Raw genomic sequence first — 23,003 nt, 5'->3', positions numbered from 1 at the left:
CGACGCCCTCTGCGACTCGTCTGGAAGGTGGATGAGGGTAGGCGCGGGAGGCCGACTGACGACGATCAATCCGTTTCAGAAACCAACTAACAATTGCAAAGTAGCATTGTAAACACCGTGCGAGACCCCAAACTTATATTTAGATTATTATTTTCCGCCTGCAGAGTTTTCATAACCGCAAGTATTAAATTTCGATACCACTCCGAATGTCGTAGGGATTCCTGGCGACAGCCCGATCAATCCACCGCCGGAAAATCCACGAGGCATGGTGACGGGAGACTCATCCGCTGCACGCGCGATCGCTTTGCCTCGCCCGCGCGCCGAGGCGGTAAAATGGCGGCCTCACGACGCGGCCGAGAAAACGCCGCGCCCGCACCGGATTGAAAGTAACGATGACCACCACCCCTTCAGAGATCAACGCCGCCGCCGTCAAAAATGGCCCGACGGAAAAACACACGCCAATGATGCAGTAGCGTGTTTCTCCTATGGGAGACCGGTAGTAAAAATGGGAAACTACGCTGAAACTTACGCCAGGGCAGCACAGATGGCACTGCAAAAAAATTGCTCGCGGTGGCCACGGAAAAGCGTAGCGAAGGACAGTTCTGAGCTGAAAAGGTGTATATTCATTGTTATCGCGCCAAGATTGCCGAAAAACATCACATTGAGGTCGGCACGACAGACAAATGAAAACACCAGAGTTCAAGATGCAAACAGGAGCGCTCAAGAACGCCACACATAAAAGCGTTCGCGTATGTTTATTAATTCTTTCCAGCGATTAAAAAACCATGACTGAATACATCATTAAACGCTTATGCGTGGCCCACGCCCCTACCGGGGAGATTTTGAATACCTACGTTGGCGTAACACAACCAATTCATTTAAGCGGACTCGACTGGGAGTGCAATATTGATCTCGACAAAATTGATTCGCAAAAGAAAATGACAAAAGGTATAGACTCGTGGCATGCCGTTCAGATGGGAATGTATATGGTATATCGAGAGCTGCAATTCAAGGAGATGGTAGGGTGGAAATTTCTTTGGCTTGATGGAGAGGAAAGCGATTTGCGATCGCTCCTCCCCACATTCGGACAAGAATTGGCCGAGTAATACAACCCGGCCGCCCGATTAGAAATACTTATCGTAGCATTCGGTTTTCAAATTGTTGTAATATGCGCTCAGCGAGCGTTCCAAGCATATTCTCATGCCAGTTGGCCCCATATTACTTGTAACGCATCCAGTTGCCATCGTTACATACACTTTGTAGTAGCTTGCCGTGCAAGCTACCATACCAGCTGGATCACGCGCTTTAAGGTAATCTGACGGCGCAACTCCATCTGGCATCGGATCTGGCACCTCAGGCGGACCGTCACCGTCACCCCACGATAGCGTAACCATTTCAACTGTCCCGGCAAAAAAATTGTCCGGGAATGGCGCAGTGATTTCCACCACCATATCTGGTTCAATAGTGGTTGTGGGAGTACATGACTCTCCCTTACATAGAGCTGTGTCTTTACTGGCACTCGGCTCATTTTTTTTCGCTAGCTTTTTCGCCGCAGCAAAAACCTTTTCCTCAAACTCCTTAATAATTCCCCGAGAATCTTCTTTAGGCAGCTGCTTGTGCTTAAAAATCAGCCCAGGCACGCCATCCACAGTTTCGTAGGTAACAGTTACGCCCTTATAATTGACCGGACCGATCTCCTCGCAATTCGCTATCACGCTGCCTTTTTTGTAAAGACAAAGGCTTACCTTTTCGGCGTCAAACGCGAGCCATGAACCCGGGAGTTGAAAATTATAGTGTCCGTAAACAATTTGTTTTACGTCACCCACACTTACCGGCATGGAAATTTGTTCGCAGGATGACGGTGCCTTCATCGCACACATCGTCAGTGTGTTATCGCCAGTGAAATGGGCGATCTTAGTAACTGGTTCTAATGCCCGTGGTTTCGATTGCACATTAGTACTGTCGGCTACCGCCACAGATGCTACTGCGAAATTAATTCCCAGCAAAAACATTGCTATAGGTGATTTAAATCTCATGAGGCCCTCAGAATTTAGGTTATCGACAAAATCTTCACAACTTGGCTGCCGAGCAAGGCTAACAGGAAGGAAGATTTTTATCCATAATTGGTCTAAAAAACAACATTTCCGAAAAATTCGATTTCCATCCAATAAGATCTCACGAGCGGAGGGAGCGTTTATGCTAAATTCAACGGTACAGCCTCAGGCTGTTCATTATATTTTTAAAAATGCAGCGGCGTGTCGTGCACATGCTCATACCCTCCAGGCGACCCATAATACCCGCCATCTTTTCGTACTCCGCCAAGCCGAACGCAACGCCGTAGCCCGTTGTCTGCCAATATGGCGGGTCAAGGTACAAGCGCGTATGTGGGCGTCATACCGTTCCATGAGCTCGTACCAGTCCACGCATACAGTGTGGCGATTCTTAGACGCTTAGTGTGCAGACGTCTGCACATTGCTCCGGTGGCATGGCAAAGCTGTGCCGTGGAGGGATATGTGTCGCCGGCGAGAAGTGGGCGTTGCCTCCCATGCGGAACAGGTGGGCGCCTTGGCATAAGTGGCTACGCAGCGTTACTTGGCATGTTGAATTGCGACATGCACAGGCGGCTGAGAAGGAACGCGTCCTACTCAGCGCCTGTACGTTAGTTAGAAAAGACCAACTGGGTCATGGCTTCGATCCCAGCTGTAAATGATGACCTCGTTACGATCGACAGCCTTGCCGCCGCCGCCCACGGTGTACGAGATTGGTACCGTGTCCATGTCGAAAGCTGCAAAAATGCGCCGGATATCGGGATGGTCATTCAAGCTCAAGATGGCCTTCCCCTGCAGGCGAGCCATGATACCCGCCATCTTTTCATACTCTGCCAGCCCAAACGCAACGCCGTAGCCAGCTGTCTGCCAATATGGCGGGTCGAGGTAAAACAGCGTATGCGGGCGATCATACCGTTCTATGAGCTTGTACCAGTCCATGTTTTCGATGAAGGCGCCAGACAGCCTCAAATGGGCTGCAGATAGGTTTTCCTCGATGCGCAAGAGATTCACCGGCGGCGCAGTTGTCGCGGTTCCCCAGCTCTGTCCATCGACCTTCCCGCCGAACGCGTGCTGCTGCAGGTAAAAGAAACGCACCGCGCGCTGGATGTCAGTCAGCGTTTCTGGCGGGGTCTCCTGATGCCACTTAAACACTTCACGACTTGCCAGAGCATATTTGAAGTGTCGAACGAATTCCTCCAAGTGATTCTGAACCACCCGGTAGAGACGAACCAGTTCGCCATTGATGTCGTTGATTACTTCGACCTCTGCTGGCGGGCGCATGAAGTAGAGGGCGGCACCGCCAGCGAATACTTCAACGTAGCATTTGTGTGCAGGGAACTGTGGGATCAGATGATCGGCCAGACGACGCTTGCCGCCAATCCAGGGGATGATAGGTGTTGCCATAAGTAAACCTTAGAATAAAATTTTGTGCTAGACTCCGCGCGCCTTCCGGAAGGTACAGAGCCTTGCTTGGTTTACTGGTCATTTCAGTGGATCGAGGCCCGATGGGGTTGTTAGCGCAACCAAGTCGGGCGCTCTGTTTTTTTCTACACATGTTCGGGTGCTAAAGGCATCCCGCAACGATCGCCTCTAGTGCAGCTTCATACTTCAGATGCAGTGGGATATCCCGCGCAATAGCGAGCACCTTCTCGCCGTCGCTGGCATCGGGCGCCAGGGTACGGACGCCGAATTCTGGCTTTGCCGGCTGCGCCGCGACGCAGGAGCGGTACACCGGCACCTTCACTTCTTGCACCACCGGCGCGGCGCCGCAGGCGGTGAGCAGCAACAGTACCGCCAGGATCAGAAGCTTCATCGGGTAGCCTCCAAAATTAGGTTCACGGTCGGCATGGCCTCGTCGCACGTGGTCGCGCGTGCGCCGGCGACCTTGGCCAGCGCCGCATCAAAGCGCCGGCCCGCGGCCTCAGCCTGCCGCTGGGCGGCCTTTCCGCGCTCCTCGGCGAGGAGCTTGGCATCGCCAGCTGCCTTGACTGCATCGTTCTGCAGCTGGATGCCGGCGCGCAGTTTGGCGTTCGCGGCGCGCTCGGCGACCAGTTCCACCCGGACGGCGTCGCGGTCCCGAGCGGCCAGGAACCAGCCGCCGCCAGTCCACGCGCCCACCACCAGCAGGGCGGCCAGGAGGATCACGGCCACGATCTTCCAGATACCGCCAGTGACGCCGGCGGTCAGCGTGCCCAGGGCGCTCACGTAGCCCCCACGAGGCACATGTTGCGCTCAGCCTGGCGCCGCTTCGTCAGCCCCGGCAGCCGGACACCCTTGGCCTTGTCCCAGCGCAGCAGCTCATCGCAGCCGCCGTGCACATCGCCGGCGTTCAGCTTGCGCGCCAGCGTGGACCCGCACAGGCTGGTCTGGCCGACGTTGTAGGCGAACGACACCAGGGCGGCGCGCCGGTAATCGGGCAGCGGCGCCCGGATGCAGGTGTCCACCGCGCCGTTGGCGATGGCGAGCGAGTCGGCCAGCATGGCGTCGCACTGCGCGAGCGTGGCACGCTGGCCCAGCCGTACACCCTTGGTCTCACCGAAGCAGATCGTCGGGATTCCGACCGGATCGAGGTAGGCCGCCTGGCGCAGCCCTTCAAAGCCACCCACCATCGTCACGGCAATCGCGCACCAGCTGGCCCGCTGCTTATTTGTCAGTGCCATTCAATTCCTTCTGCGCCATGATGCGCGAGACATTTGCGAAAATGGAGACCGCTGCGGCACCCCCGGCGAAAACACCGTTCGGCATTCCGGGCGGTTGCCAAATAGCCACGGCCACCTCTGCGGCGCCGAAGAGCGTCGCCGCCACGTTGAATTTCACGCTCCAGGCCCTACGCAGCACAACGCGCCAGTCGTCGATCAGCATCATTGTTTCACCGTGATTTTGAGTGCCTGCCACATCGCAAGTGCGATCCAGGCGGCGCCGGCCAGCGCGCCGGCCTGCGTGACCTTGATCAGTGCCTCGCGGACCAACCGATTGCGCAGCTCGCGCCATTCAATTACAGCTTCGTGGTAGCGCCGATGCCCGTCTGTATCGCCGGACGGAAACGCCGTCAGGATTTGCTCCGTCTTGCGCGTGTTGTCGGACAAAGCCATCTTGATCGACACCAGCATCGCATCCCGCTCTTGGTCATTCATCATTCGTATCCTTGAAAAAAAGAGCCACCCGAAGGTGGCCATGTAGGGCATAACGAGGACTTACTGGTAATAGGAGAACGTTATCGTCCCGCCAGGTGGCACCACGATGTCGTACGACGTTCCAGGCGTGACGGCCACGCTGGTGAAGTTGGTCGTCGGCGCCGGCCCCCCCGTCCCGCCCGGAAACGTTTTCCCAAGTGCGGTACTTGGATCGCCGTTTGTCGGCGGGCCGGTGTGATTCCACGTCACCACGCCCTCACCTCCAGCGCTGATATTGCCAAATGGCGTCCAACCGCCCGCGCCATACGATCCGGCTGAGCTGCCGATAACACCAGAGAGTGACCTAGTGAAAGTTTCGACGCGATAGGTGTTATTGCTATATTGAAAAATCTGGTATTCGGTATAAGTCAGATTTCCGCCGGCGTTGATGGAAGACTTTGTCGAATCCAACAGAGTATTGGCGCTGGGCCAGCCGTAGTTACCTGCGGTGCCGCCGCTTCCGCTTGTGTTATAGAACACATACACCGTGATCGCACTGGAGCCCACTACCGATGATGAAGTCCCGTTACTCCCTCGCCCGGACAAAGCGTCGACCATGGTGGTCGTCGCCGGTGCCACCCACGTTCCACTTGTGTTGAAAGTTTGCGTAACCGGAGTGCGCGACTTTTTCCCATAAAACCCCACACGGCGTGCGTCGATGGGCGTCATGATCAGCCTCGCAGCACGGAAACGATGAGCGTCGCACCACCGTCACGCGTCGAGACCATCACGTAATCGGTGCCGCTCGTCTGCCAAGTGATATTCGCTGCGGCGGCTGTCGTCTGGAGCGCGCCGTCGTACCGGATGAACCGCGTGCCCGCTGGCCAGGCCGGCGTACCACCCAGGCCAATGTTCACTAGCTCCAGGAACTGTACCGCCTGCCTTCCGGCCGGCCACCCCGTGAAGCTCATCGTTTTCGCGCCCGATGGCGGCGCCACGCGCTGGGTTCCGCCGAGGGCGTACGCTACTGCGGTGCTTACGCCATTATCGTAATACGTCATCGCGCGGGTCATCTCCTGCAAATCGCTCAGCGTGGCGATGGTCCCACCGGCCGCCGGCACCGTCAATGGGACCACGGTCCCCGTTGGGATCAGCGCATCGCACTCGAAGCGTACCTGCTTCGATGCGTCGACGCTCCCCTTCGCGATCGAATTCGAGTCGACGAATGCCACGACGCCGCTGGCCATGGCCGCGCTCGCAGCCGCAGCGTCACGGGCCTGCTCGGCTTGACCCTTGGCAGTCTCCGCAAGTCCCTTGGCAGTCTGGGCGGCGTCACGTGCGGTTTCCGCTGCCCACTTGGCTAGGTTCGCGTTCGTGAGGGACGTGCCGGCGCTGGACGCACTGGCCGCTGCGTCGGTGGCATTACTGAATACGTTGCTGGCCACGGCTGAGAACTGCGCGACGGCCGCAATCAGCCAGGTGATGAACGCATCCACCCGGCTGGCAAATGTCGTGCGGTCGCCGCGTTGAATTGCGGGGGTTGGTGCCGGCGTAATTGTTGGAGGCGGGGTCACGGCCATTATATAAATCCTTTCACTTCAAGATTAACGGTGCAAATTTGGGGGCCGTCAAAAGACATCGTCGGCTTGCCTTGGCCGAAGACGCGCAACGGGGAATAGTCCACGTGATCTGTTGCAATCCAAACGCACGGGACCGCCTGCAACTGCTTGAGGGTTTCCGCGACTGTGGCCGCTTCGTCAATCCCGAGCTTGGCTGTCAAGCTCATGTCCGTCGTATTGGCGCCTGGAGTAATCGTCGTGCGGCCAAATCTGTCGACGTCGATAAAGGCGAAGGAATTCGGCGTGACCTTGGCGCCGTACTCCGTCAGCCCAATCGGCTTCATGTCCCCAAGCGCAACAAGGCCACATTTCGCAAGCCCGGTCACCCTCGAGAGGGAAATCGTGATTTCTGCGTTGTTGAACGGCTCAATCCCAGTGGCGATAAAGTCGCTCTGTGGCTTGAAGCGATCGAAGAAATACTCGTAATAGTCGGCTGGCGCCGAACTCTCAAGGGCGCCCGAGTAGCTATAAATGATGTTCCCTCCCGGTGCGTCGCGGACGGTGATGTTCAGACCGTCCGCCTCCAGTCCGAACAACGCGACGGCGTTGAACGCGCCAACGCGCAAGGTGATGTTCAACGGCGATGCCGCGCTTTTCGTCGAGACGTAGCCGTCGAACATCGCCCACAAATTCGTCGGCCCCTGGTCGACCCACCATGGGACCGCACCAAATTGATTGATGAGGTCGGTCGGATCGTGGCCCACGTTTGACGATGCCGACACGCTTTCGTAAATTCGGTGGGTCACGGTGCTGATGCACCGCTCCCCCAGCGCATACGCCTTCAACATCGAAAAAGTGGGGTAGTCCGTTTCGGGAACTGTTGAGCTTACGATCATGGCGCCGGTGATCGCTACCGGCGCCAGGACGCTACAGGGTTGGCTCATGCGGGGATCACTTTCACTCTGATTAAGTTTCCGCCGGCGCTGACGTTATTGAACTGCTTCGCCAGCTGGTCGGTGCTGCCGGCCGACTTGCCGCTCGCCACAGCGGTTTGTTCGATCGGCGTGCGCAGCTCAGCGAGTTCGCGCCGCACCTCGCGCAGCTCCGCGACGACATCGGCGTTTCCTCCACCGTTCAGCATCGAGCGGGTTTGGTTAGCGTCGAAAATTCGCGCCGGCCCGGTCGCCTCAAGTTCAGGGCCGTGCTCGCCAACCAGGCGCACGCCACCGCCGAAGTCGCCGCCATTGGCGTACCCAGGAACGCCGTGCGTGCGCAGAAATTCAGCCAAAGTGCCGTTCTTCCGCGCATCGAGTTCCGGCCGCGCCGCCTTTATAAAGTCGGCCAGCTCGGTGTTGTCGACGGAATCGCCGTACGCCTTTGTCCAGAAGTCGATACCGCTCTTCTCCCCTTTGCGACCGAGCACCTTTTGGAACAACCCTTCGACCGATAGCGGCGGCGGTGCATCCTTCACGGCCTGCACAGCGACCCCGAAAGCCAGGAGCGCATCAGCGATCGACAGCAGGGTGGTATTCAACCCTCGCGCCTGGTCGAGCTGCGCCTGGGCAGTCGTGACGATGCTGTCCTGTGCCGCCATCTCTGCCGCGTGCTGCTCGGCCATGATCCGGAGCTGCGCCTCGCCGCCGGCCTGCGCGGCGCCGGCAGCCTTGTTGATCGCGTCCACCGTCAGCGCCGCGAAGTCGATCTCGGCCTTGGCGTTGTTCTTCAGCGCGGCGATGTTACTGCCCGTTCGCGCTTGGTCCCGCGCCCATTCCTCGAACGAACTGAAGAGCTGCTGCGACGGCTTGGCGATCGTCGCAAGTGCCTCGTCCAGTCCCTGGATGTCAGCCGTGCCGCCCCCGCGCGTGGTAATCGCCGCGCGCGCCAGCAGCTCCTGGGCGGAGCGCCGCTGTGCCCGGTCGAAGAAATTCACCTCGATGACCGTCGACGCCAGAGCATCGTTGAGCTTGTCGAAGACACCACGTACAGCATCGGCGCGGGCGTTGACTGCGCTGATCTGTTCTTTGGTGCCGTCCGCGCGAGCCTTCAAGTCATCGACCTTGCGCTGATATTCCTGCTCAAGAAATGCCTTGTCGCGTTCCACCGCGGACTTGACGTTGCTCAGGGCCGTGCCGGCGCCGGCGACGGCGTTGTCCGCCGCAGCCGCCTGGTCCTGCAGCGCGTTGCGATTCTTGATGAGCGCGGCGGTTGATGCGTCCAGGCCGACGAGTTCATCAGCCCGTGCGGCAGCCACGGCGCCGAGCTTGTTGCCGCTCAGCTCCATGTTCTGAATCTCAATCTTCCGATTCGTCGCAGCCAGCGTCGCCGCAGCAGCCTCGTCCTGCAGTGCGTTGCGCCGCTTGATAATCTCGACCGTGGACGCATCCATGCCTACGATCTCCCTGGCGCGTTGCTCGGACAGCGACCGGGTGGAAGTTGCGAGCGCATCGATCTGGTCCAGATATTTCTTATTGGTCTCGGCCAAAGTTTTGGCCTTGGTCAAATTTTCCACCTCGTCATAAAGGTCCCAGTTCGATTGATCGACCCCATTCCGACGCTTCACACCCATTTCGTGCGGGGTCATCGTCAGTTCATCGCGCTGATCGATCAGGCCGTTGCGCTCGGTGAGCTTTTCGGCTGCGGTCCTCGTCTTCTCCAGCGCCGGTACCACGGCGGCAAACGCTTCCTGCAGGGACATCAAGCCCGTGTACATTTCCGAACCTGCCTTCGTGGCCAGGGCGCCGCTCTGGGACAGACCCACAACGGCTGCCTTGAAATCGTCGCGCGTTTTAATACCGGACTGCCCAAGGCGAGCAAGCTCGTCGGTTACGTACTTCTGAACCGGCGCCAGGCGTTCGGCGTCGCTCAGAAAGTTCTCTGCAAAGCTGCTGGCCTGTTCGGACAGCGTGTCGATGCCGCCGGCCAGGTCGATCAAGTTCTCGCGCGCGGCTAAGCTGCCGATGCCGGTGGCGCCGAACGTCATGCCGATCGAGGAAAGCGCGTGGTCGAGCGCTCCGTAGTTCGAGGCCAGCCGGACGATCGTTTCCGTGTACCCTTCGCCGACCTGGCGAAACGCATCCATCTGCGGGAAGACTGCGGCCGACATATCGTCCATTGTTTTCGAGAGCACCGCGTTCAGCGCCTCGGTCAGGGCGTCACCGGTCAGTCCCTTGAGCGAAATCTTGGTTTCGTCGATGGTCAGTCCGTCGAGCGACTTTTTGACGTGATCGGCGCCAATACCAAGTACCGTGGCCGTTTCTAAAAGTGCAGTCTCGACACCCTTGAATACCAGACCAAATTGCGCCGGCAACTCGCCGCCCAGCGCCGCCGTATGTGGGGCGTTTGTCGTACTCTTTTTCAGTCCGAAATAACTCGACGTTGTGGTGTTAACACTGGCGTATTGATCAAATCCCCTGCCGCCTTGCAGATCGCGCACGCTGCCGCCGAACTGGATGCCGGAATCGACGATGTTTCGTGTGGTCTTGCCCCACAAGTTATTAACGAAGCCAGCGATTTTACCCCCCAGGCCAGGCCCGAAAACCCCTTTGGTGACTTCGGTCATGACCTTTGAAATGCCATCGGTCGCTTTGCCGATGTTGAGCTGGCCCGTCTGGATTTCGAGGTTGGTGCCATCGGCGACGCCTGGCGCGCGCACGATGAGATCGGACAGACCTTTCATCGACGCTTCGATCGCGCGGAGGGCGGTCAGCATGCCACGGTTAATTGGCACCAAGGAGCCGCTGTGATCTTCCAGCATCGCCAGCGAGCGTGCGATCGATTCCGACTTGGCATCGGTGTCGCCGAAGACTGACCCGGTACCCTGAAGCTTTTGCGCGTCAGCGGACGACTGCCCGCCGCCACTACCGCCGCCCCCCGCCACTGCAAAGCCCAGCGAGGCCATCACAGCAGCCATGGCGGCCATGCGCGCCCACGCCGTGCATGGTTCGCCCTGCGCCTGCGTTGCGACGCCCACAGCCGCAGCGGCGGCGCCCTTTGTCATCGATGCCGCCACGTCCGGCGCCACGCTGGCCACCGTCGCCGCCGTTTCCGTCGCCTTGCTCGTGACGAACATGCTCGTGAACGCCGTCAGCAGCCCGCTCTTTGCCAACATGTTCTGAATTGCAAGTGCCATTTCGTAAGCGCGGAAAGCCTTCTCGGCGCCGTGCAATACCTTGTAGCCCGCCGTGTTCTCCTTGAAGAAGCCCTTCGCCGCGCTGGCCATGTCGCCATACGAGCGCACTTGGAGCTGCGCGGACCGCTGTGCGGCGATAGCATTGGCGCGTTGAATCATGGCCTGGTCGCCGCCGGCGTCCTTCGTCGATTTCTTCAGTTCAGCATCGATGGCGGCCTGAGCGCGCGCGTAGCCGGACAGTGCGGTGGTCAGTTCACCAATAGCCGTGCCGACGCGGCCAAACGATTCAGCCATGCCGGCTGCGGCTGATTTCGTCACCTCATCAATGGCTGTCATAATTTCCAGCAAATCTTTTGCCGCCGCGACGCCCCCGCCAGCCCCCAGGTCGAGCGCGACCTTCTTGACCGTCAGCTCCCGAATTTTTTCCAGCTTGGCGATTTTTTCGTTTAGCGCGAACATCTCGGCGTACGTTGCCGGTCCGGCGTCAAGCGCGGCCTGGGCCTTCGCAATCGCAAGGTCGACCACCGCAACCTCGGTTTTGCCAAACACTTCAATCTGGTGCTCAAGCGCCTTTGTCTGGTCGTCCAGTGCCTTCCTTTCGTTGTTGATCCTATCGAACGTCTCTTCATCCGATTTCGCCGATGCCTTTGCAACGTTGTCTTTCAATGCCAAGGACTGAGCCTGCGCGGCGATGGCGTCCTCTTGCAGCGACATCATGGCGATCTCAGCGCGTGCGCCCTCAATGGACGCTTTTGACAGGGTGGTTTTCCCGGTCTTGATCTCGGCATTCAGCTTGATTGTCATCTTCTGCGATTCGGTCAGCTTGTCGTTACCATCGAGCTCAAGCTTGTTGGCGGCAACCTTTTCAGCGATCGACGTAATCAGGTTCTGGTACGCAGTCGCCTCTTTTCTGATTGCGGCGGCATTGCCTTTATCGGCGTACTTGTCTTGAATGCGCTTGACCATCATGTCGTACTCGGCTGTCTTGCCTTTGAGGTCTTCGATAGATTTGAGCTCGGCCTTCATCTGCTCGTCCTTGGTCGCGTATTCCTTCTTGAAGGCGACCACACGCTCGTTGGTTGTCTGTGCCGCGACCGCTGCGCTGGTCTGCTCAGCCTTCTGCATTTTCTGGGTCAGCTCTAAGATGTTTTTCATGACCTTTTCGCGCTCTCGATCGATTGCGTTGTTGCTCATTCCTGTTTTATTAGGATCGAACTCACCTGTACGGGTGTTGAGGGCATTTAAGCGCCTCGATGCGGCGCCCAGTTGCTCAGTCACCGGGATGGCCTTTTCGGCGCCGGCAGTGCTCATACCGAGATTCTTCAAGCGCAGCAGTTTTTCGTTCTTGTCAATCTGTTCGTCGAGGCCCTTGACGATGCGCGCGTGGGCATCGTCAAACGACTCAAGCGCGGTTTCGTTGGATTCCTTGGCATCCTTGCCCCACTTCGACCAGGCAAGAGCGCCTGCGCTGAGGGCGATGATGATCGCGCCGATGGGGCCGCCCACAAGCGTCAGCGCTCCACGTAACATGCCCATGGCTCGCGTTGCTAGGCTGGCTGCGCCGACCTGCGCCGTAATTGCGGCCGTGTTGGCGATGGACGCCGTGGTGGCTCCGCCGGCGGCCACAGCTTGGGCAGCCAGTGCAACAGCATGCGCCTCGGCGGCTGCGGCGGCACGCGCCTGCGCAGGGATCAAGCCATTGGTGGTGATGGCCAGCGCAGCGGTGCCCTGAGCAGCCAGCACGGCGGCGCGCAGCTCGGCCACACGCGCCGTCGTGAGCGCAGCGGTGCTGGCCGTGGCGCTCACGTTGGCCTGGGCTTCCGTCAGCTTGGCGGCTGCAGCTACTGCCGCTGCCTGGGTTGTTGTAACGGCAGCTTGCAATGTGGCGGTCGCCAGCGCACGCTTCGCGGCCACCGCAGCGAACGCATCTGTAGTCAGGCTGGCGAGCCAGGTGGTCGTCTTGATAGCTATCATGGTCGTCATAGCCCACGCCACGCCCGCCAGGTTGCTGGACAGCAGACCAATGGCTCCTGTGAGTGCCGACACCGCGCCGCTTGCATTCGCCTGCACGCCAACCAGTTCCATGACGTTGTTCTTGAGTACAGTAAATGCGCCGCCGATCGTTTGCACCTGGGCCGCCTCCACGCGCAGCTTCTCCAACGCATCAGGGAGCACCGTTGCCATGATATTTGAAGTGATCTGGCCTTCCTCAGCCATTTTCTTCAGCGCGCCAACGGGCATGCCCATTCCATCTGCCAGCGCCTTCATCAATCGTGGTGCCGCCTCGTTAACAGCATTGAATTCCTCGCCACGCAGTGTTCCCGAAGAAAATGCTTGCGAAAGCTGCAGCTGTGCGGAGGCCGATTCAGAAGCTGCGGCGCCCGAGACTTTCAGGGACAAATTTACGACTTCAGTAATGGCGGCAACTTGCTTTTGCGAAGTGCCCAGTTCGCGAGTTCCATTAGCAATGCGGGCGTACAGCACCCCTGTCTCAGCAAGGGATTGCTGCGACGTCGTCGCCACCCGTTTAACGTCCGCGTACGCAACGGCATATTCCCGCGTCGACGTCGACGCCAAGCGGAGCTGAGCAGTAAATTTGGCGTAGGTATCGGAAAGCTGAATGAGTTGCGCCAACCCCACACCGCCAAAGACGCCAGCGAGCGCCCCCTTCAGTACGTCTGCGGCCCTGCCCATTGCCATAGTGGAGTCTGAAACTACACGCCGCGCCATATCCATATCCTGCTGCAGCCGTGCAATGTCGGCACGCAGCCGAATTTCCATGTCGCCAACGATCATGTTGATCCCAAATAAAGATGGCCGCTATCGAAGCGGCCGGTGTGTAGCAATCACGAGAGAAAATCATCAAGGTTCCGCGCTGTCTCCTTGACGTGAACCCGCTTGAGATATTCATCGTTCCCGAACGGAGGCGGGCAATCTCGCTTTGTCGCCTGGTGCGACTCGCTTAGGTACGCCCTAGACATTCTGATCAGCGTAGAGGCTTCCCATTCAGTCAACTCGACACCCGTGTTGCGCTGACACGCAGCAAGCTCCGAATGGCTCAATGGCCCTTCTCCCATGCTGCCGGACAGCGTCGGGCCCCAAGCCCACAGGTAATCCAATAGATGCGATCCACAGTCCAAGTCAGGCATCGCGGGCTGATATCGTTCGTCCTTATTGTCGTCCTTGAGCTTTTGGAGCCGAGACCTACGGGAGACTGTCGATTTATCACCTTCAGCATTTTCCGGCACCGCGCCAAGCCAAGCACAGTGCCGGACGTGCAGAATTAAGCAGCCGGCGACGCCTTCGTAAAATTTGCGGTATCGCTCAACAGCTTATCCAGCTGTGCCGGAATGAAGCACAGTTCCAGATCGCTGTAGACCGCCAAGTGGAGCGCTTTGTCGGTCAGCTCGTCGACTTCGATGTTCTCGAAGCGATCGGTTACTGCTGCCAGGAAGTCGGCAGTGTCCTTGATTTGATCTTCCGCAGTGAGGTCCGATTTTCCTTTCTTTTTGTAGCGGTCCATGTTGCGGTTCGCCTGCGCTGCCTTCGCCTTCGCGTAGACCTTGGTGCCCGGCCCGAACACATGCACGTTCATCGGCTTCGATTCGTCCGGCTTGCCGTCCGGGCCATCAGCGAACATAGGTTCATCATTGCCGTCGCGCAGCTGATGAGTGGCCGTAGGAACGAGAGCGTATTTTTTGAGATTGGTCATGGTGTACTTTCTTTTTGTGAGTAAATTGTTGTTCGTGCCCGGCCCTGCGCCCACGAAGGCGACAGCGACAGGCCGATGCTGTATTGGCCGCGTGGCCAAAATAAGATTGGGATGTTGCTTAGGCTGTGATGGTGTCGCTCTGGCGCAGCAAGGTGAAGCTGCCTTTCACTGCGTTGTTGCTAGTGCCATTGTTTTCGACGAATTTCATCACCTGGGCGGTGAAGTAACGGATCGCCTTGTTTTGCTTGACGAGTTTGAACGACAGAATGTCATAGCTGTTTGCACCTTTTTCGATGAGGATCTGGCCAGCATCGTCTTCGATCCATGCGCATTCAAAGTCGGCATTGGGCAACTTGTACGAGCCCTTCTTTTCGCGGTCGCGCGCATTGCCCACGGTGGAGAGCGTCGAGGTCGAGTATTCACGTCCCTTGACGCCACCGACGTTGGTAATACTACCGACCTCAACCCATTTCAGCTCGCCGTACGTGACCGCCGTATCGTCGGTCGGCCTGGTCGGAAAAGCAAATAACTGCGTGCCGGCTACTGTATCGAAGTCATCTTCAAATGCCATGAGGTGCTACCTTTCATAAATTGGCCCGCTCGCGGAGTGCGAAGCGGGCGGGCTGGAAAAACGCTGGACAAAAAAAGAGCCGCTAAGTAGCGGCTCTTCGGTCATAAATGGAATTCAATTTGGCGCGATGTAGACGACTTTAAAGTCGCGCGTTTGCTGGTACAAGCCAGCCGCGTCGTCGTACATATCTGCGCCTACGACGTCGCGCAAAACACTACGCACGACTACACCAGTGATCACGCCGGTGTGCACGCCACTGCCTAACTTGGCCGCCTCCATGAGAGCTTTCTGTTCGGGATATGACTTGGCGTGCACCGTGACTTGGATGCGGGAGGTAACCAGAACGCTCGCCTGCAGGCGTGAGGCCGTTCCTAGCTCCACGCGCGTAATTTCCTTGATGCTTATCGCCGGAATGACGCCAACGGGAACTGTGCCGGCATAGATGCTGCCGGCTTCGATGAGCGCCGCCAGCGGCGCATGGTCAATGAGGAGGGCACGAATGACTTTCACCGCGCTCATTTCCCGGAACCTTTCCCTTTCGATTTCGGCTGAGGCGTCAGGTCAACCGCGACTGCTCCAGCGGCCACATCGATATCCACGTCGTCCCGCAGCACTTCGACCGCATCGCCACGGCGGATGTGGTACTGGGCGAGCCGATCACCGCGCGGGGAATCGACCGTTTCGTATTCAACGCCGGCCACGAGGTCAATAACGTTGACGCCATCGATTGAACCCGGCTTTGAAATGGACATCCTGATTTTCATCTGTCCTCCGGTGCCGGGACATTCAAACCTTCCACGGTCAATCGCTTGCGAATCTGAGTGCCGATCGCGTGGATCGCCGCATCCGCCTTGCCGTCCATCGCCGGTCGGAGAAACGGATGAGGACGAGCGCCCGGGTGTTGGACGCGCTGGGTAACAGTGCCGCCAAAAGCGAGCGCGGATGCCCGCTTTGCGTTAATCACGTGCGGAGCAGTACCGAATTCGACGAAGTGCCAGTACCACGCCTTTTTGTTCCCCGCCTTAACGGAGGCACTTACGCGGCCCTTCTTGTAGCCCGTATTAACCCGTATGCTTCGCCGCAGCGCGCCGAGTTCAACAGGCACTTGCGACTTCGCTGCGTCCTTAAACACATTCGCACCAGCGCGCAGCGCTGAACGCATGATGTTCTTTTCCACCTTTACGGACACTTGCTGGAGAAAGGCGTCCAGCTCGGCGCCGCCCGAAATATTTCGGTTATTGTTCATATTGAATAGCCCTCCAAGATATATTCGCTCCGCTCCCGGTCATCCAAGAGCGCGGGGCCGGCGATGATCTGCATCAATCGATCACCCCGGCTATGCAACGTCACGCGCATTTCGGCAGTGATCGCGCTGTTATTGCGGATTCGCAGGCGCGATCGCTGCAACGCCAGGCGCAGGCCGTCGTTTGTCGACTCCGCGCGGCTGGGCAGGATGTCCTGCACATTTGCCCATATTCGCGATTCGACTACCACCCAGCTATCAAGCGGGGTGTTGTACTCCGGATGACGTCCTGCCGCGCGGCGCTCGATCGTGACCTTGTCGTTTTCGGTGAAAGTCTTCATGTCAGCTGTACACCTTGAATGCGTCGAGAAGGCGTACGAGATGCGGCGACACAGCAGTGCCTGCCGGCGCGTACATTTCCTTAATTTTCGCCAGCAGGTACTTCTTTATCGGCGCTGGCGTCGAGGCATCAGTGAGGCCGTAGCCGCTCACGAACTCAATGGTGACAGCGCCAGTTCGTGGCAGGGTTGCCGGCCACTGCTTCCCGAGCGCCGGCTCGACCCAGCCAGGCGTCGCTACCGTGTTGACGAAGTAATCCTCCGTCGGAACTGTGCGTTCAACACCTTCGATGTCAAGATACTTAACGCTCGTTACCGATTGCACTGGCGATGGCGCCAGGCGTACCCTGTTTTCAAACCGGTCGAGCGTTGCCAGGTACGACCGCGTGATGATCGCCCGCTGCATCTCAAACTCCGCGTCTTCGGTAATTGCGAGGATGTCGATTTCCAGCTCAGCATCAAAGTCGCTTCCGTTGAGCCGCGCCGCACTGCGCGCGGCAGAAAGCGACACCGCCATGCCCACCGGTGGAGTAATAAGTCGCGTGGTCATGGTGGCTATCCGACGTTGTTGAGATATGCGGTCAAAGCGCGCGCCATGACTGTTTCAATGCAGAATTCGCTCGGATGAAATTTGTCGCCCTGGTGGTTCATCGCGCGAACCCAGCGCTCTGGCACTGCACCGTCACCGATGCCAGGAAACGATAGAACGCTTGCGCCCGCTACCGTTCCAAGCCATGCGTTGAACTCCACTCGGTAACGATCTTGAAGGGCATTAAGGTCGTTGTAGGGCAGCAGCGGGATGAAGCACACATGAGCAATACCGTTTGCGCGCGCAAAGCGAACAATCTCCATAGCGCGGCTTCTGTGCTCTGCGAAAGTACGCGCCAGATTTGCGATCACATAGCCGTCATTCACTGATGCCGGGCTGATTACCAATCTGTCCGGGATGATGCCGGCGGCGACCAATTCCTGCGTGCGTGCCCAAAATTCCGGTGCGCCTTTGCTGGAACAGCCGAGATTTACGTAATTAACCGGACGCGCTGGAGTGGATGCATCGGCACATCCACGGTAACCCCACGACGTAAAAATACCACTGACCAGTTGGTCGTTTTGCCCGGTCGAATCTGTCGCCACAACACACGTTATTGAAGGCACAGCATAATGAAAGATCGGGAAAATCAGGTGCGATTCAGCGCTGAGAGCGAGGTTGAGACCCGGATTAGTCAACGCGTCTGCACCGTAGTTAAAAGTCTGGATGATCCGGCCGCGATTCTCCAAAGTAGCCGTACGCATCGCCGGCGATGCCGCCACAAACCAAAATTTTCCACCCACTGCGGGATCGTGATCGATGCGGAATACAGCCGCGTTAAGGCCGCCAGGAACGTCAGCGCGCGGGACCGAATTGAGCGGGAGAACATCCGACGCAACGATTTGCGTCGACGTTGCGGACGCCGGAATCGTGGGCGTCGGTGCGCCGCCCCAGGTCAACGGAAAAAATCCGTTGACCGTGCCTGGAGCAGCCATTACGCCGTATGTAACGCCGTTGATGACCGGTTTGCACAGATTCGCCAGGACATTGAGTGCGACCGTTTCGGTCACGCCGGCGATTGCTCTCAGCCCGGTAATCTGGTTATTGGCCAGATTGACATACACCAGCTGTACAGCGTAGAACGGGGCCTCGGCAACGCAGGTCAGGCCCCATGTCGCCCGGTACGTGGACGCACTCGCAAGAAGCCCGCCAAAGGTCACGCCGGCAATAGCGCTACCAAACCACTTCGCCGCGCCCTTAATATTGGCCATCCTCCGACGCTTGGTACGGCTGTTCCTTTGCAACACACCGTCGCCTTCTATCGGGCCAACAGTCGGCGCAGGGTAATGAGGCGTACCTCCGGCTAGATTCGTAGTCGCCATCTTTTCGGCGACCAGCCCTGCTTCTGTTCCGGTATCCAAGATGACGATTGCGTTCGCGGGATAGTTCGCGTACCCGCAGAGAAGTCGAATAGTCATCGGTACACGCTCGCCAGACTAAGGGCGTACTCGACTGCGGAAGGATCTGGATCGACAACGCCGACCAGGCCATCGAGCAACGCGGCATCGAGTTCGACGACGTCGTTGCAATTGCCATGCTCGCACTGGACCAGCACGCGCACACGGACGAATTCCAGTGACGCCGAATGGCCTTCATCGTAGAAGACCGGTGCCGCGTCCGGCTGAACTGTATCGCCCAGCCGTGGGGTCATTGCATCGAGCTGCGGCTTATCGTCAGGCGGCGACTCTGTCGTATCCAGACGGGTTGCAACAATCGTTTTTTTGGACATTGAATTCTCCTGTTGCCCCAAGTTGCAGATTCGCGACCTGGGGCGCCGCTGTTTAGGTTAGGGAATGCTGGTAGACCTTGATGCCGTTCAGATCGAGCAGATTGCCCCCCGCACGCGCCCATGCCAGAAAACCGACTTGCCCTTTGCTGGTGTAGACCGAGTCCTCAAAGCGGAACAGCAGCAGCTCCAGAACGTCGCGGATCATGTATTTGGAGAAATCGCCGTATCCGATCGACTTGGCGTTCGCGCCAGGCTGTGCCATGTCGTTGTTGATGGCGACATCGTCGCCCAGCAGTTGGGCTGGGGTGCCGGTCTTGATACCGGCCTCGTACGAATCGGCCCAAATAGGGCGACCGGCGCTGTCCTTGAGCTTGCGGACCATCTTGCGGGTCTGTTGGTGCATCATGAAGCGGCAGTTCCCTGCGTCCTGATAAGCCGCATCGATGGACTCTTGCAGATCGACCAGGTCTTCCCAAGTGACCAAGACGGTTTGTCCAGTAGCGCCGATTTTTCCGATTGGCGCTACCGTCGTGTATCCCGTGGGCTGGCCGACGCCAGTTCCGCTGGTAAAGCCCTTGTTCATCGTGCGGCCAATGCGGTCATTGATACGCTTGACGACCATCGCGATGATGTCGATCGAGCTGTCCTGCAGCAGTTCCATCGGGATCGTGATGATCTTGGAGCTTGCTTTGAAGGCGGCCAGGCTGGCCGCACCAACGGTCGGATCGGCGGACGACGCCTGCGTGTTTTCCGGAACCCATTCTCCTTCTTCGGAGGTGCCATCGGAAGTTGGGTAGCTCAGGGGATTGCCCTGGGACGTGGTGATGCTCGATGCAACGTTTCGCATGCCGCCGTAAGCCTTCAGCGAGTCGATCAGCTCCTTGGCCACGTCGGTCTGTACGGTGTAGCCGCCCTGCCCCGGCGTACCGACAGACATCGTATTGCGAATTTCCTTCATTTCTTCGCTCGACATTGCCTGCGGGCCTTCGCGCAGCAGCTTGGCAAACAGGACGCGGGATTTGTTGTTCTCGGCGCGGGCACCGGGGTTGGTACGGAAATGCTCGACGTCGCGGTTGTGCTCTTCGATATCGAGCGCCATGACTTTTTCAATGTTCGAGATTTCGGTTTCAAGCGCTTCGATCTTGTCGCTGCGCGCATCGAAAATGGCTTGGTCGTCCTTCGTCCACAGGCGATCGCCTTTCTGGCTCATCTGGTTGCGTGCTTCCTTCGCGAGTTGCTGACGTTCCTCGCGCAATGCTTGAATCGATTTCATCTTTTTCCTTTAATGATGGTCGTAAAAAAAGCCGCTCAAGGCGGCTAAGGTCAGGATTGCGCGAGTGCGTTATCCGATTTCGTGGAGGCGCAGCCGGTTAAGGTTGCGCTGACGGACAGCTTCCCAATCGGGGATGGCGTCCTCGGGCGGCGCAATCCGCGGAGCATTGCTGTAGGCCGAAAGATTCCATCTGTTCTCGACCTTGGCGGTTCCGGTGATAGAGTCCACGAACCCGTTTTCAACGGCCTCATCTGCCGTGAACCAAGTCTCGGCGTTCATCCATGCCGCAATCTCGTCTCGTGCTTTGCCGGTCTTGCGCATGTAGTCGGCAACAATCGATTCATCAATTTTTCCGAGGAGCGCAGCAGTCTCGGTCAGATCGTCCTTGTTCCCATACGCCATTGTCCAGGCGTTATGGATCATGTAGAAGCTGCCGGCGGCGATGGTCACGGTCGCGCACGCTGCAGTAACGTAAGTCGCCGCGCTGGCGGCCAGTCCTTCGATCACCGCGTGTACGTTTCCGTGCTGGGCAATCGCAGCGGCCATGGCGCGACCGTCGAAAACATCGCCACCTGGCGAATTCACGCGCAGGGTGACTTTTTTGCCATGCATGCCGCCCAGTTCCTTGTTGAACGCGGCAGCGCCCACTCCCCAATATGGGTCGATCACGTCATACAGGAACAGCGTCTCCGGGTCAGTCTCCGAGCGGATCACTGCCGGGGTTCGCGTCGCGTTGTTCCGGATCAGTTGCACTATCTTTTTCATTTTCATCCTTAGTTTTTTCGGCCTGCGGAGCCGGCTTATCCGGACGGAACAGCACATCGCCGCCGTCGACAGGTGGCAGATTCTTGATGCGTCGCACTTCGTTCACGGTCATCCATCCAGGGCCTTGCGAGCCACCGATACACTGGCGCATGTACTCGCCCTCGGCCTTTGAATCGCCGGACAGCAGAGATTCCATCCGGTGCTCGACGAACGGAGAAGCGCGACGAAACAGCTTGCGGTTAAGCTCCTGGCGGATAACGTCGAGATGGTGCTGCATCGAAAATTTGATGAACCCCAGTGTCTGCTGCTGCACGCCGCTTCCCCATGAAGTAGTGGTTTCCTGGGCGCCGATCATGTGCGGCGGAACCCCCAAGGCGCGGGCGATGTCGATCACTTGGAATTTCCGCGATTCAAGAAGCTGAGCATCGCCTGCCGTCATGCTCATCTCTTGGATGTCGAGACCTTGCGTGAGCACCATCGGCAGGCCAGCGTTGTTCACGCCGGCGTATCGCTTCTTGTATTCGTCGCGCAGCTGCTCGACCTGTTCAGGCTCCATGCGCGCACCTGCCTTGATGACATGCTTAGGCGCCGCACCATTGGAGAAGAAGTTCCCGGAGAAGGTGTCCGCCGCTAACGCGACTCCAATGGATTGGAAAGCCCCCCACTGGATCGCGGACATGCTGTGCGTGCCGTTAAATCCGAAACCAGTGAAGTGCAGCATGTCGTCCTGATGCACTGCATAAACCCGGCCTTCGTCGTCGCAAACCGTGTAAATCAAGAAGTCGCCATGCTTCTTTCCGCTAACGCGATCGGGATGAAGAGGACGCAGCGCCTTTATCGCGGCGCCAGCGCGGACGATTTCGACGTAGCCGTCGCCGCGTAACATCCGGCTTTGCATTATCCAGCTCCACATTGCAGCTGCAGTCCAGTTACCGATCGGCTGTTCGTTCAACAACCACCACAATTCTGGCTGGATACTTTCACGCGCACCGTCCACCTCCCGATAAACCGAGATCGGAATTGACGCCAGGGTGCCGGCAAGAAGCCGCACCCCTGCGTACACTGCGGAAACTCGCATCGCAGATTGCGGCGTAACCGCAAAGCCCGACGCCGATGCGGTGCCGCCCAGAACGGCGATTACCTGCGGGTCACTGGATTTGATCACTTGGGTGGCGTTGGCGATCCGTGCAGACGTCTGCACATCCGACTCGGCGCTGCCAGGGACATCAAAGCTGTGCGCCACCGCTGACATAGGCGCCTGCTCGACTGCATCTCCGCCAAAAAAACCATTAAATATTTTCCACATTAAAGCCCCACGAAGCCTTGGTCGATACGATCATCGACAAACACGAGCGCCCGGCCCATGCCAATCAGCATGGCAACGGGGCCGTCAATTTTTTCACTCGGCTTTTCTTTGGTCGGATGTTTAAGCCCGCTGAACTTCGACTCCCGCAGAACGACGTTACCCATCATCCATTCCATGCACGTATTGCCCTGGTGGACCAGGTCTCCAGTCAGTACCTTGTTCTCGATCTCGATGATCGGCATGGTGAAGTGTGTCGAAGTTTGGGAAATCTCGACCATCGGTAAGCCTTTCTCGATCAACTTCGCTACGAAATAGGAGGCAAATTTCGGGTCGTACGGCACTTCCTTGACCCGGAACCGGGCGGCGAACGCCTCGATGTCGGAGCGGATCACATCGAAGTCAGTGGCGTTGCCTGGATTGATGTGCAGCTCGTCGAGCAACGCGTAGCGTCGGTAGTGGTCGTTCTCCTTTTTTTCCGCTTCGTACTCGTTGAGATAGAAGCGGAAGAACACGTAAAACTTGTTGCCACGTTTGAAAATCAGGCAAAGCGCGGCGATGTCGCTCTTTTCCGCCAGGTCCAGACTAATCCAGCATTCCTCGCCTTCAAAATGCTCCAGCCTAATGGTGG

25 protein-coding genes are annotated in these 23,003 nt (G+C 58.1%); 1 reads left to right on the top strand and 24 read right to left on the bottom strand.

Annotated elements, in window-relative coordinates; translation table 11 throughout:
- Positions 1–785: 785 nt before the first annotated feature.
- Positions 786–1,106 (top strand): hypothetical protein, encoded by a 321-nt coding sequence (locus F2P44_RS32145; RefSeq protein ID WP_167093815.1) that lies wholly within the window; start codon positions 786–788, stop codon positions 1,104–1,106.
- 18 nt (positions 1,107–1,124) lie between these two features.
- Here the strand turns inward: F2P44_RS32145 and F2P44_RS32140 are convergent, their stop codons facing one another.
- The 24 genes from F2P44_RS32140 to F2P44_RS32025 form a co-directional block, all read right to left on the bottom strand.
- Positions 1,125–2,036: a hypothetical protein gene (locus tag F2P44_RS32140; protein ID WP_167093813.1), complete on the bottom strand. Its 912-nt coding sequence runs from the start codon at positions 2,034–2,036 to the stop codon at positions 1,125–1,127.
- 627 nt (positions 2,037–2,663) lie between these two features.
- Positions 2,664–3,452, bottom strand: coding sequence for a DNA adenine methylase (locus F2P44_RS32135; RefSeq protein ID WP_167093812.1), 789 nt, complete (start codon positions 3,450–3,452; stop codon positions 2,664–2,666).
- A gap of 160 nt (positions 3,453–3,612) precedes the next feature.
- A complete protein-coding gene (locus F2P44_RS32130; protein ID WP_167093810.1) occupies positions 3,613–3,861 on the bottom strand; it encodes a hypothetical protein in 249 nt (82 codons plus the stop codon).
- A complete protein-coding gene (locus F2P44_RS32125; protein WP_167093808.1) occupies positions 3,858–4,253 on the bottom strand; it encodes a hypothetical protein in 396 nt (131 codons plus the stop codon). The genes F2P44_RS32130 and F2P44_RS32125 overlap by 4 nt, the downstream gene beginning before the upstream one ends.
- Positions 4,250–4,708, bottom strand: a complete 459-nt coding sequence (locus F2P44_RS32120; RefSeq protein WP_167093807.1) for a lysozyme — start codon at positions 4,706–4,708, stop codon at positions 4,250–4,252. The genes F2P44_RS32125 and F2P44_RS32120 overlap by 4 nt, the downstream gene beginning before the upstream one ends.
- Positions 4,692–4,913 carry a DUF7940 domain-containing protein gene (locus F2P44_RS32115; RefSeq protein WP_167093805.1) on the bottom strand — a complete coding sequence of 74 codons (222 nt, stop codon included), beginning with the start codon at positions 4,911–4,913 and terminating at the stop codon, positions 4,692–4,694. The genes F2P44_RS32120 and F2P44_RS32115 overlap by 17 nt, the downstream gene beginning before the upstream one ends.
- Positions 4,910–5,185, bottom strand: a complete 276-nt coding sequence (locus F2P44_RS32110; RefSeq protein WP_167093804.1) for a hypothetical protein — start codon at positions 5,183–5,185, stop codon at positions 4,910–4,912. The genes F2P44_RS32115 and F2P44_RS32110 overlap by 4 nt, the downstream gene beginning before the upstream one ends.
- 57 nt (positions 5,186–5,242) lie before the next feature.
- A complete protein-coding gene (locus tag F2P44_RS32105; protein WP_167093802.1) occupies positions 5,243–5,890 on the bottom strand; it encodes a hypothetical protein in 648 nt (215 codons plus the stop codon).
- Between the two features lie 2 nt (positions 5,891–5,892).
- The gene (locus F2P44_RS32100) at positions 5,893–6,741 is read right to left on the bottom strand and encodes a hypothetical protein (protein WP_167093801.1); all 849 of its coding nucleotides are present in this window, start codon (positions 6,739–6,741) and stop codon (positions 5,893–5,895) included.
- Positions 6,741–7,664: a hypothetical protein gene (locus tag F2P44_RS32095; protein ID WP_167093799.1), complete on the bottom strand. Its 924-nt coding sequence runs from the start codon at positions 7,662–7,664 to the stop codon at positions 6,741–6,743. Before F2P44_RS32095 ends, F2P44_RS32100 begins: the two co-directional genes overlap by 1 nt.
- On the bottom strand, positions 7,661–13,645 hold the full coding sequence (locus tag F2P44_RS32090) for a tape measure protein (protein ID WP_167093798.1): 5,985 nt from the start codon (positions 13,643–13,645) through the stop codon (positions 7,661–7,663). The genes F2P44_RS32095 and F2P44_RS32090 overlap by 4 nt, the downstream gene beginning before the upstream one ends.
- 487 nt (positions 13,646–14,132) lie before the next feature.
- Positions 14,133–14,561: a hypothetical protein gene (locus tag F2P44_RS32085; RefSeq protein WP_167093796.1), complete on the bottom strand. Its 429-nt coding sequence runs from the start codon at positions 14,559–14,561 to the stop codon at positions 14,133–14,135.
- Between the two features lie 118 nt (positions 14,562–14,679).
- Positions 14,680–15,132, bottom strand: coding sequence for a hypothetical protein (locus F2P44_RS32080; RefSeq protein ID WP_167093794.1), 453 nt, complete (start codon positions 15,130–15,132; stop codon positions 14,680–14,682).
- 114 nt (positions 15,133–15,246) lie between these two features.
- Positions 15,247–15,651 carry a hypothetical protein gene (locus F2P44_RS32075; RefSeq protein WP_167093793.1) on the bottom strand — a complete coding sequence of 135 codons (405 nt, stop codon included), beginning with the start codon at positions 15,649–15,651 and terminating at the stop codon, positions 15,247–15,249.
- Positions 15,648–15,896 (bottom strand): hypothetical protein, encoded by a 249-nt coding sequence (locus F2P44_RS32070; protein WP_167093791.1) that lies wholly within the window; start codon positions 15,894–15,896, stop codon positions 15,648–15,650. Before F2P44_RS32070 ends, F2P44_RS32075 begins: the two co-directional genes overlap by 4 nt.
- Positions 15,893–16,378, bottom strand: coding sequence for an HK97-gp10 family putative phage morphogenesis protein (locus F2P44_RS32065; RefSeq protein ID WP_167093789.1), 486 nt, complete (start codon positions 16,376–16,378; stop codon positions 15,893–15,895). The genes F2P44_RS32070 and F2P44_RS32065 overlap by 4 nt, the downstream gene beginning before the upstream one ends.
- Complete coding sequence (locus tag F2P44_RS32060; protein WP_167093788.1) at positions 16,375–16,716, bottom strand: head-tail adaptor protein; 342 nt, start codon at positions 16,714–16,716, stop codon at positions 16,375–16,377. The genes F2P44_RS32065 and F2P44_RS32060 overlap by 4 nt, the downstream gene beginning before the upstream one ends.
- Position 16,717: 1 nt before the next feature.
- Complete coding sequence (locus F2P44_RS32055) at positions 16,718–17,263, bottom strand: head-tail connector protein (RefSeq protein ID WP_167093786.1); 546 nt, start codon at positions 17,261–17,263, stop codon at positions 16,718–16,720.
- A 5-nt stretch (positions 17,264–17,268) separates the two neighbouring features.
- Positions 17,269–18,720, bottom strand: a complete 1,452-nt coding sequence (locus F2P44_RS32050) for an SGNH/GDSL hydrolase family protein (protein WP_167093784.1) — start codon at positions 18,718–18,720, stop codon at positions 17,269–17,271.
- On the bottom strand, positions 18,717–19,031 hold the full coding sequence (locus F2P44_RS32045; RefSeq protein ID WP_167093782.1) for a hypothetical protein: 315 nt from the start codon (positions 19,029–19,031) through the stop codon (positions 18,717–18,719). The genes F2P44_RS32050 and F2P44_RS32045 overlap by 4 nt, the downstream gene beginning before the upstream one ends.
- A 52-nt stretch (positions 19,032–19,083) precedes the next feature.
- Positions 19,084–20,304 carry a phage major capsid protein gene (locus F2P44_RS32040; protein WP_167093780.1) on the bottom strand — a complete coding sequence of 407 codons (1,221 nt, stop codon included), beginning with the start codon at positions 20,302–20,304 and terminating at the stop codon, positions 19,084–19,086.
- Positions 20,305–20,373: 69 nt separating this feature from the next.
- A complete protein-coding gene (locus F2P44_RS32035; protein ID WP_167093778.1) occupies positions 20,374–21,069 on the bottom strand; it encodes a head maturation protease, ClpP-related in 696 nt (231 codons plus the stop codon).
- A complete protein-coding gene (locus F2P44_RS32030) occupies positions 20,999–22,375 on the bottom strand; it encodes a phage portal protein (protein WP_167093776.1) in 1,377 nt (458 codons plus the stop codon). Before F2P44_RS32030 ends, F2P44_RS32035 begins: the two co-directional genes overlap by 71 nt.
- The coding region (locus tag F2P44_RS32025) for a terminase TerL endonuclease subunit (RefSeq protein WP_229423874.1) at positions 22,375–23,003 on the bottom strand (629 nt) is incomplete at its 5' end. The genes F2P44_RS32030 and F2P44_RS32025, both read right to left, overlap by 1 nt.

The sequence above is a fragment of the Massilia frigida genome, assembly GCF_011682175.1.
Taxonomy (GTDB): Bacteria; Pseudomonadota; Gammaproteobacteria; order Burkholderiales; family Burkholderiaceae_D; genus Telluria_A; species Telluria_A frigida.
This window is presented reverse-complemented; position numbering and strand designations above follow the sequence as displayed.

What these genes read in the sequence shown, in the direction of transcription:
- F2P44_RS32105 (WP_167093802.1), bottom strand. Translation starts at nt 5,890, where the DNA reads ATGACGCCCATCGACGCACGCCGTGTGGGGTTTTATGGGAAAAAGTCG.
- F2P44_RS32060 (WP_167093788.1), bottom strand. Translation starts at nt 16,716, where the DNA reads ATGAAGACTTTCACCGAAAACGACAAGGTCACGATCGAGCGCCGCGCG.
- F2P44_RS32120 (WP_167093807.1), bottom strand. Translation starts at nt 4,708, where the DNA reads ATGGCACTGACAAATAAGCAGCGGGCCAGCTGGTGCGCGATTGCCGTG.
- F2P44_RS32130 (WP_167093810.1), bottom strand. Translation starts at nt 3,861, where the DNA reads ATGAAGCTTCTGATCCTGGCGGTACTGTTGCTGCTCACCGCCTGCGGC.
- F2P44_RS32030 (WP_167093776.1), bottom strand. Translation starts at nt 22,375, where the DNA reads ATGTGGAAAATATTTAATGGTTTTTTTGGCGGAGATGCAGTCGAGCAG.
- F2P44_RS32065 (WP_167093789.1), bottom strand. Translation starts at nt 16,378, where the DNA reads ATGAACAATAACCGAAATATTTCGGGCGGCGCCGAGCTGGACGCCTTT.
- F2P44_RS32095 (WP_167093799.1), bottom strand. Translation starts at nt 7,664, where the DNA reads ATGAGCCAACCCTGTAGCGTCCTGGCGCCGGTAGCGATCACCGGCGCC.
- F2P44_RS32135 (WP_167093812.1), bottom strand. Translation starts at nt 3,452, where the DNA reads ATGGCAACACCTATCATCCCCTGGATTGGCGGCAAGCGTCGTCTGGCC.
- F2P44_RS32110 (WP_167093804.1), bottom strand. Translation starts at nt 5,185, where the DNA reads ATGATGAATGACCAAGAGCGGGATGCGATGCTGGTGTCGATCAAGATG.
- F2P44_RS32045 (WP_167093782.1), bottom strand. Translation starts at nt 19,031, where the DNA reads ATGTCCAAAAAAACGATTGTTGCAACCCGTCTGGATACGACAGAGTCG.
- F2P44_RS32145 (WP_167093815.1), top strand. Translation starts at nt 786, where the DNA reads ATGACTGAATACATCATTAAACGCTTATGCGTGGCCCACGCCCCTACC.
- F2P44_RS32085 (WP_167093796.1), bottom strand. Translation starts at nt 14,561, where the DNA reads ATGACCAATCTCAAAAAATACGCTCTCGTTCCTACGGCCACTCATCAG.
- F2P44_RS32115 (WP_167093805.1), bottom strand. Translation starts at nt 4,913, where the DNA reads ATGATGCTGATCGACGACTGGCGCGTTGTGCTGCGTAGGGCCTGGAGC.
- F2P44_RS32035 (WP_167093778.1), bottom strand. Translation starts at nt 21,069, where the DNA reads ATGAAAAAGATAGTGCAACTGATCCGGAACAACGCGACGCGAACCCCG.
- F2P44_RS32140 (WP_167093813.1), bottom strand. Translation starts at nt 2,036, where the DNA reads ATGAGATTTAAATCACCTATAGCAATGTTTTTGCTGGGAATTAATTTC.
- F2P44_RS32055 (WP_167093786.1), bottom strand. Translation starts at nt 17,263, where the DNA reads ATGACCACGCGACTTATTACTCCACCGGTGGGCATGGCGGTGTCGCTT.
- F2P44_RS32070 (WP_167093791.1), bottom strand. Translation starts at nt 15,896, where the DNA reads ATGAAAATCAGGATGTCCATTTCAAAGCCGGGTTCAATCGATGGCGTC.
- F2P44_RS32090 (WP_167093798.1), bottom strand. Translation starts at nt 13,645, where the DNA reads ATGATCGTTGGCGACATGGAAATTCGGCTGCGTGCCGACATTGCACGG.
- F2P44_RS32100 (WP_167093801.1), bottom strand. Translation starts at nt 6,741, where the DNA reads ATGGCCGTGACCCCGCCTCCAACAATTACGCCGGCACCAACCCCCGCA.
- F2P44_RS32050 (WP_167093784.1), bottom strand. Translation starts at nt 18,720, where the DNA reads ATGACTATTCGACTTCTCTGCGGGTACGCGAACTATCCCGCGAACGCA.
- F2P44_RS32040 (WP_167093780.1), bottom strand. Translation starts at nt 20,304, where the DNA reads ATGAAATCGATTCAAGCATTGCGCGAGGAACGTCAGCAACTCGCGAAG.
- F2P44_RS32080 (WP_167093794.1), bottom strand. Translation starts at nt 15,132, where the DNA reads ATGGCATTTGAAGATGACTTCGATACAGTAGCCGGCACGCAGTTATTT.
- F2P44_RS32075 (WP_167093793.1), bottom strand. Translation starts at nt 15,651, where the DNA reads ATGAGCGCGGTGAAAGTCATTCGTGCCCTCCTCATTGACCATGCGCCG.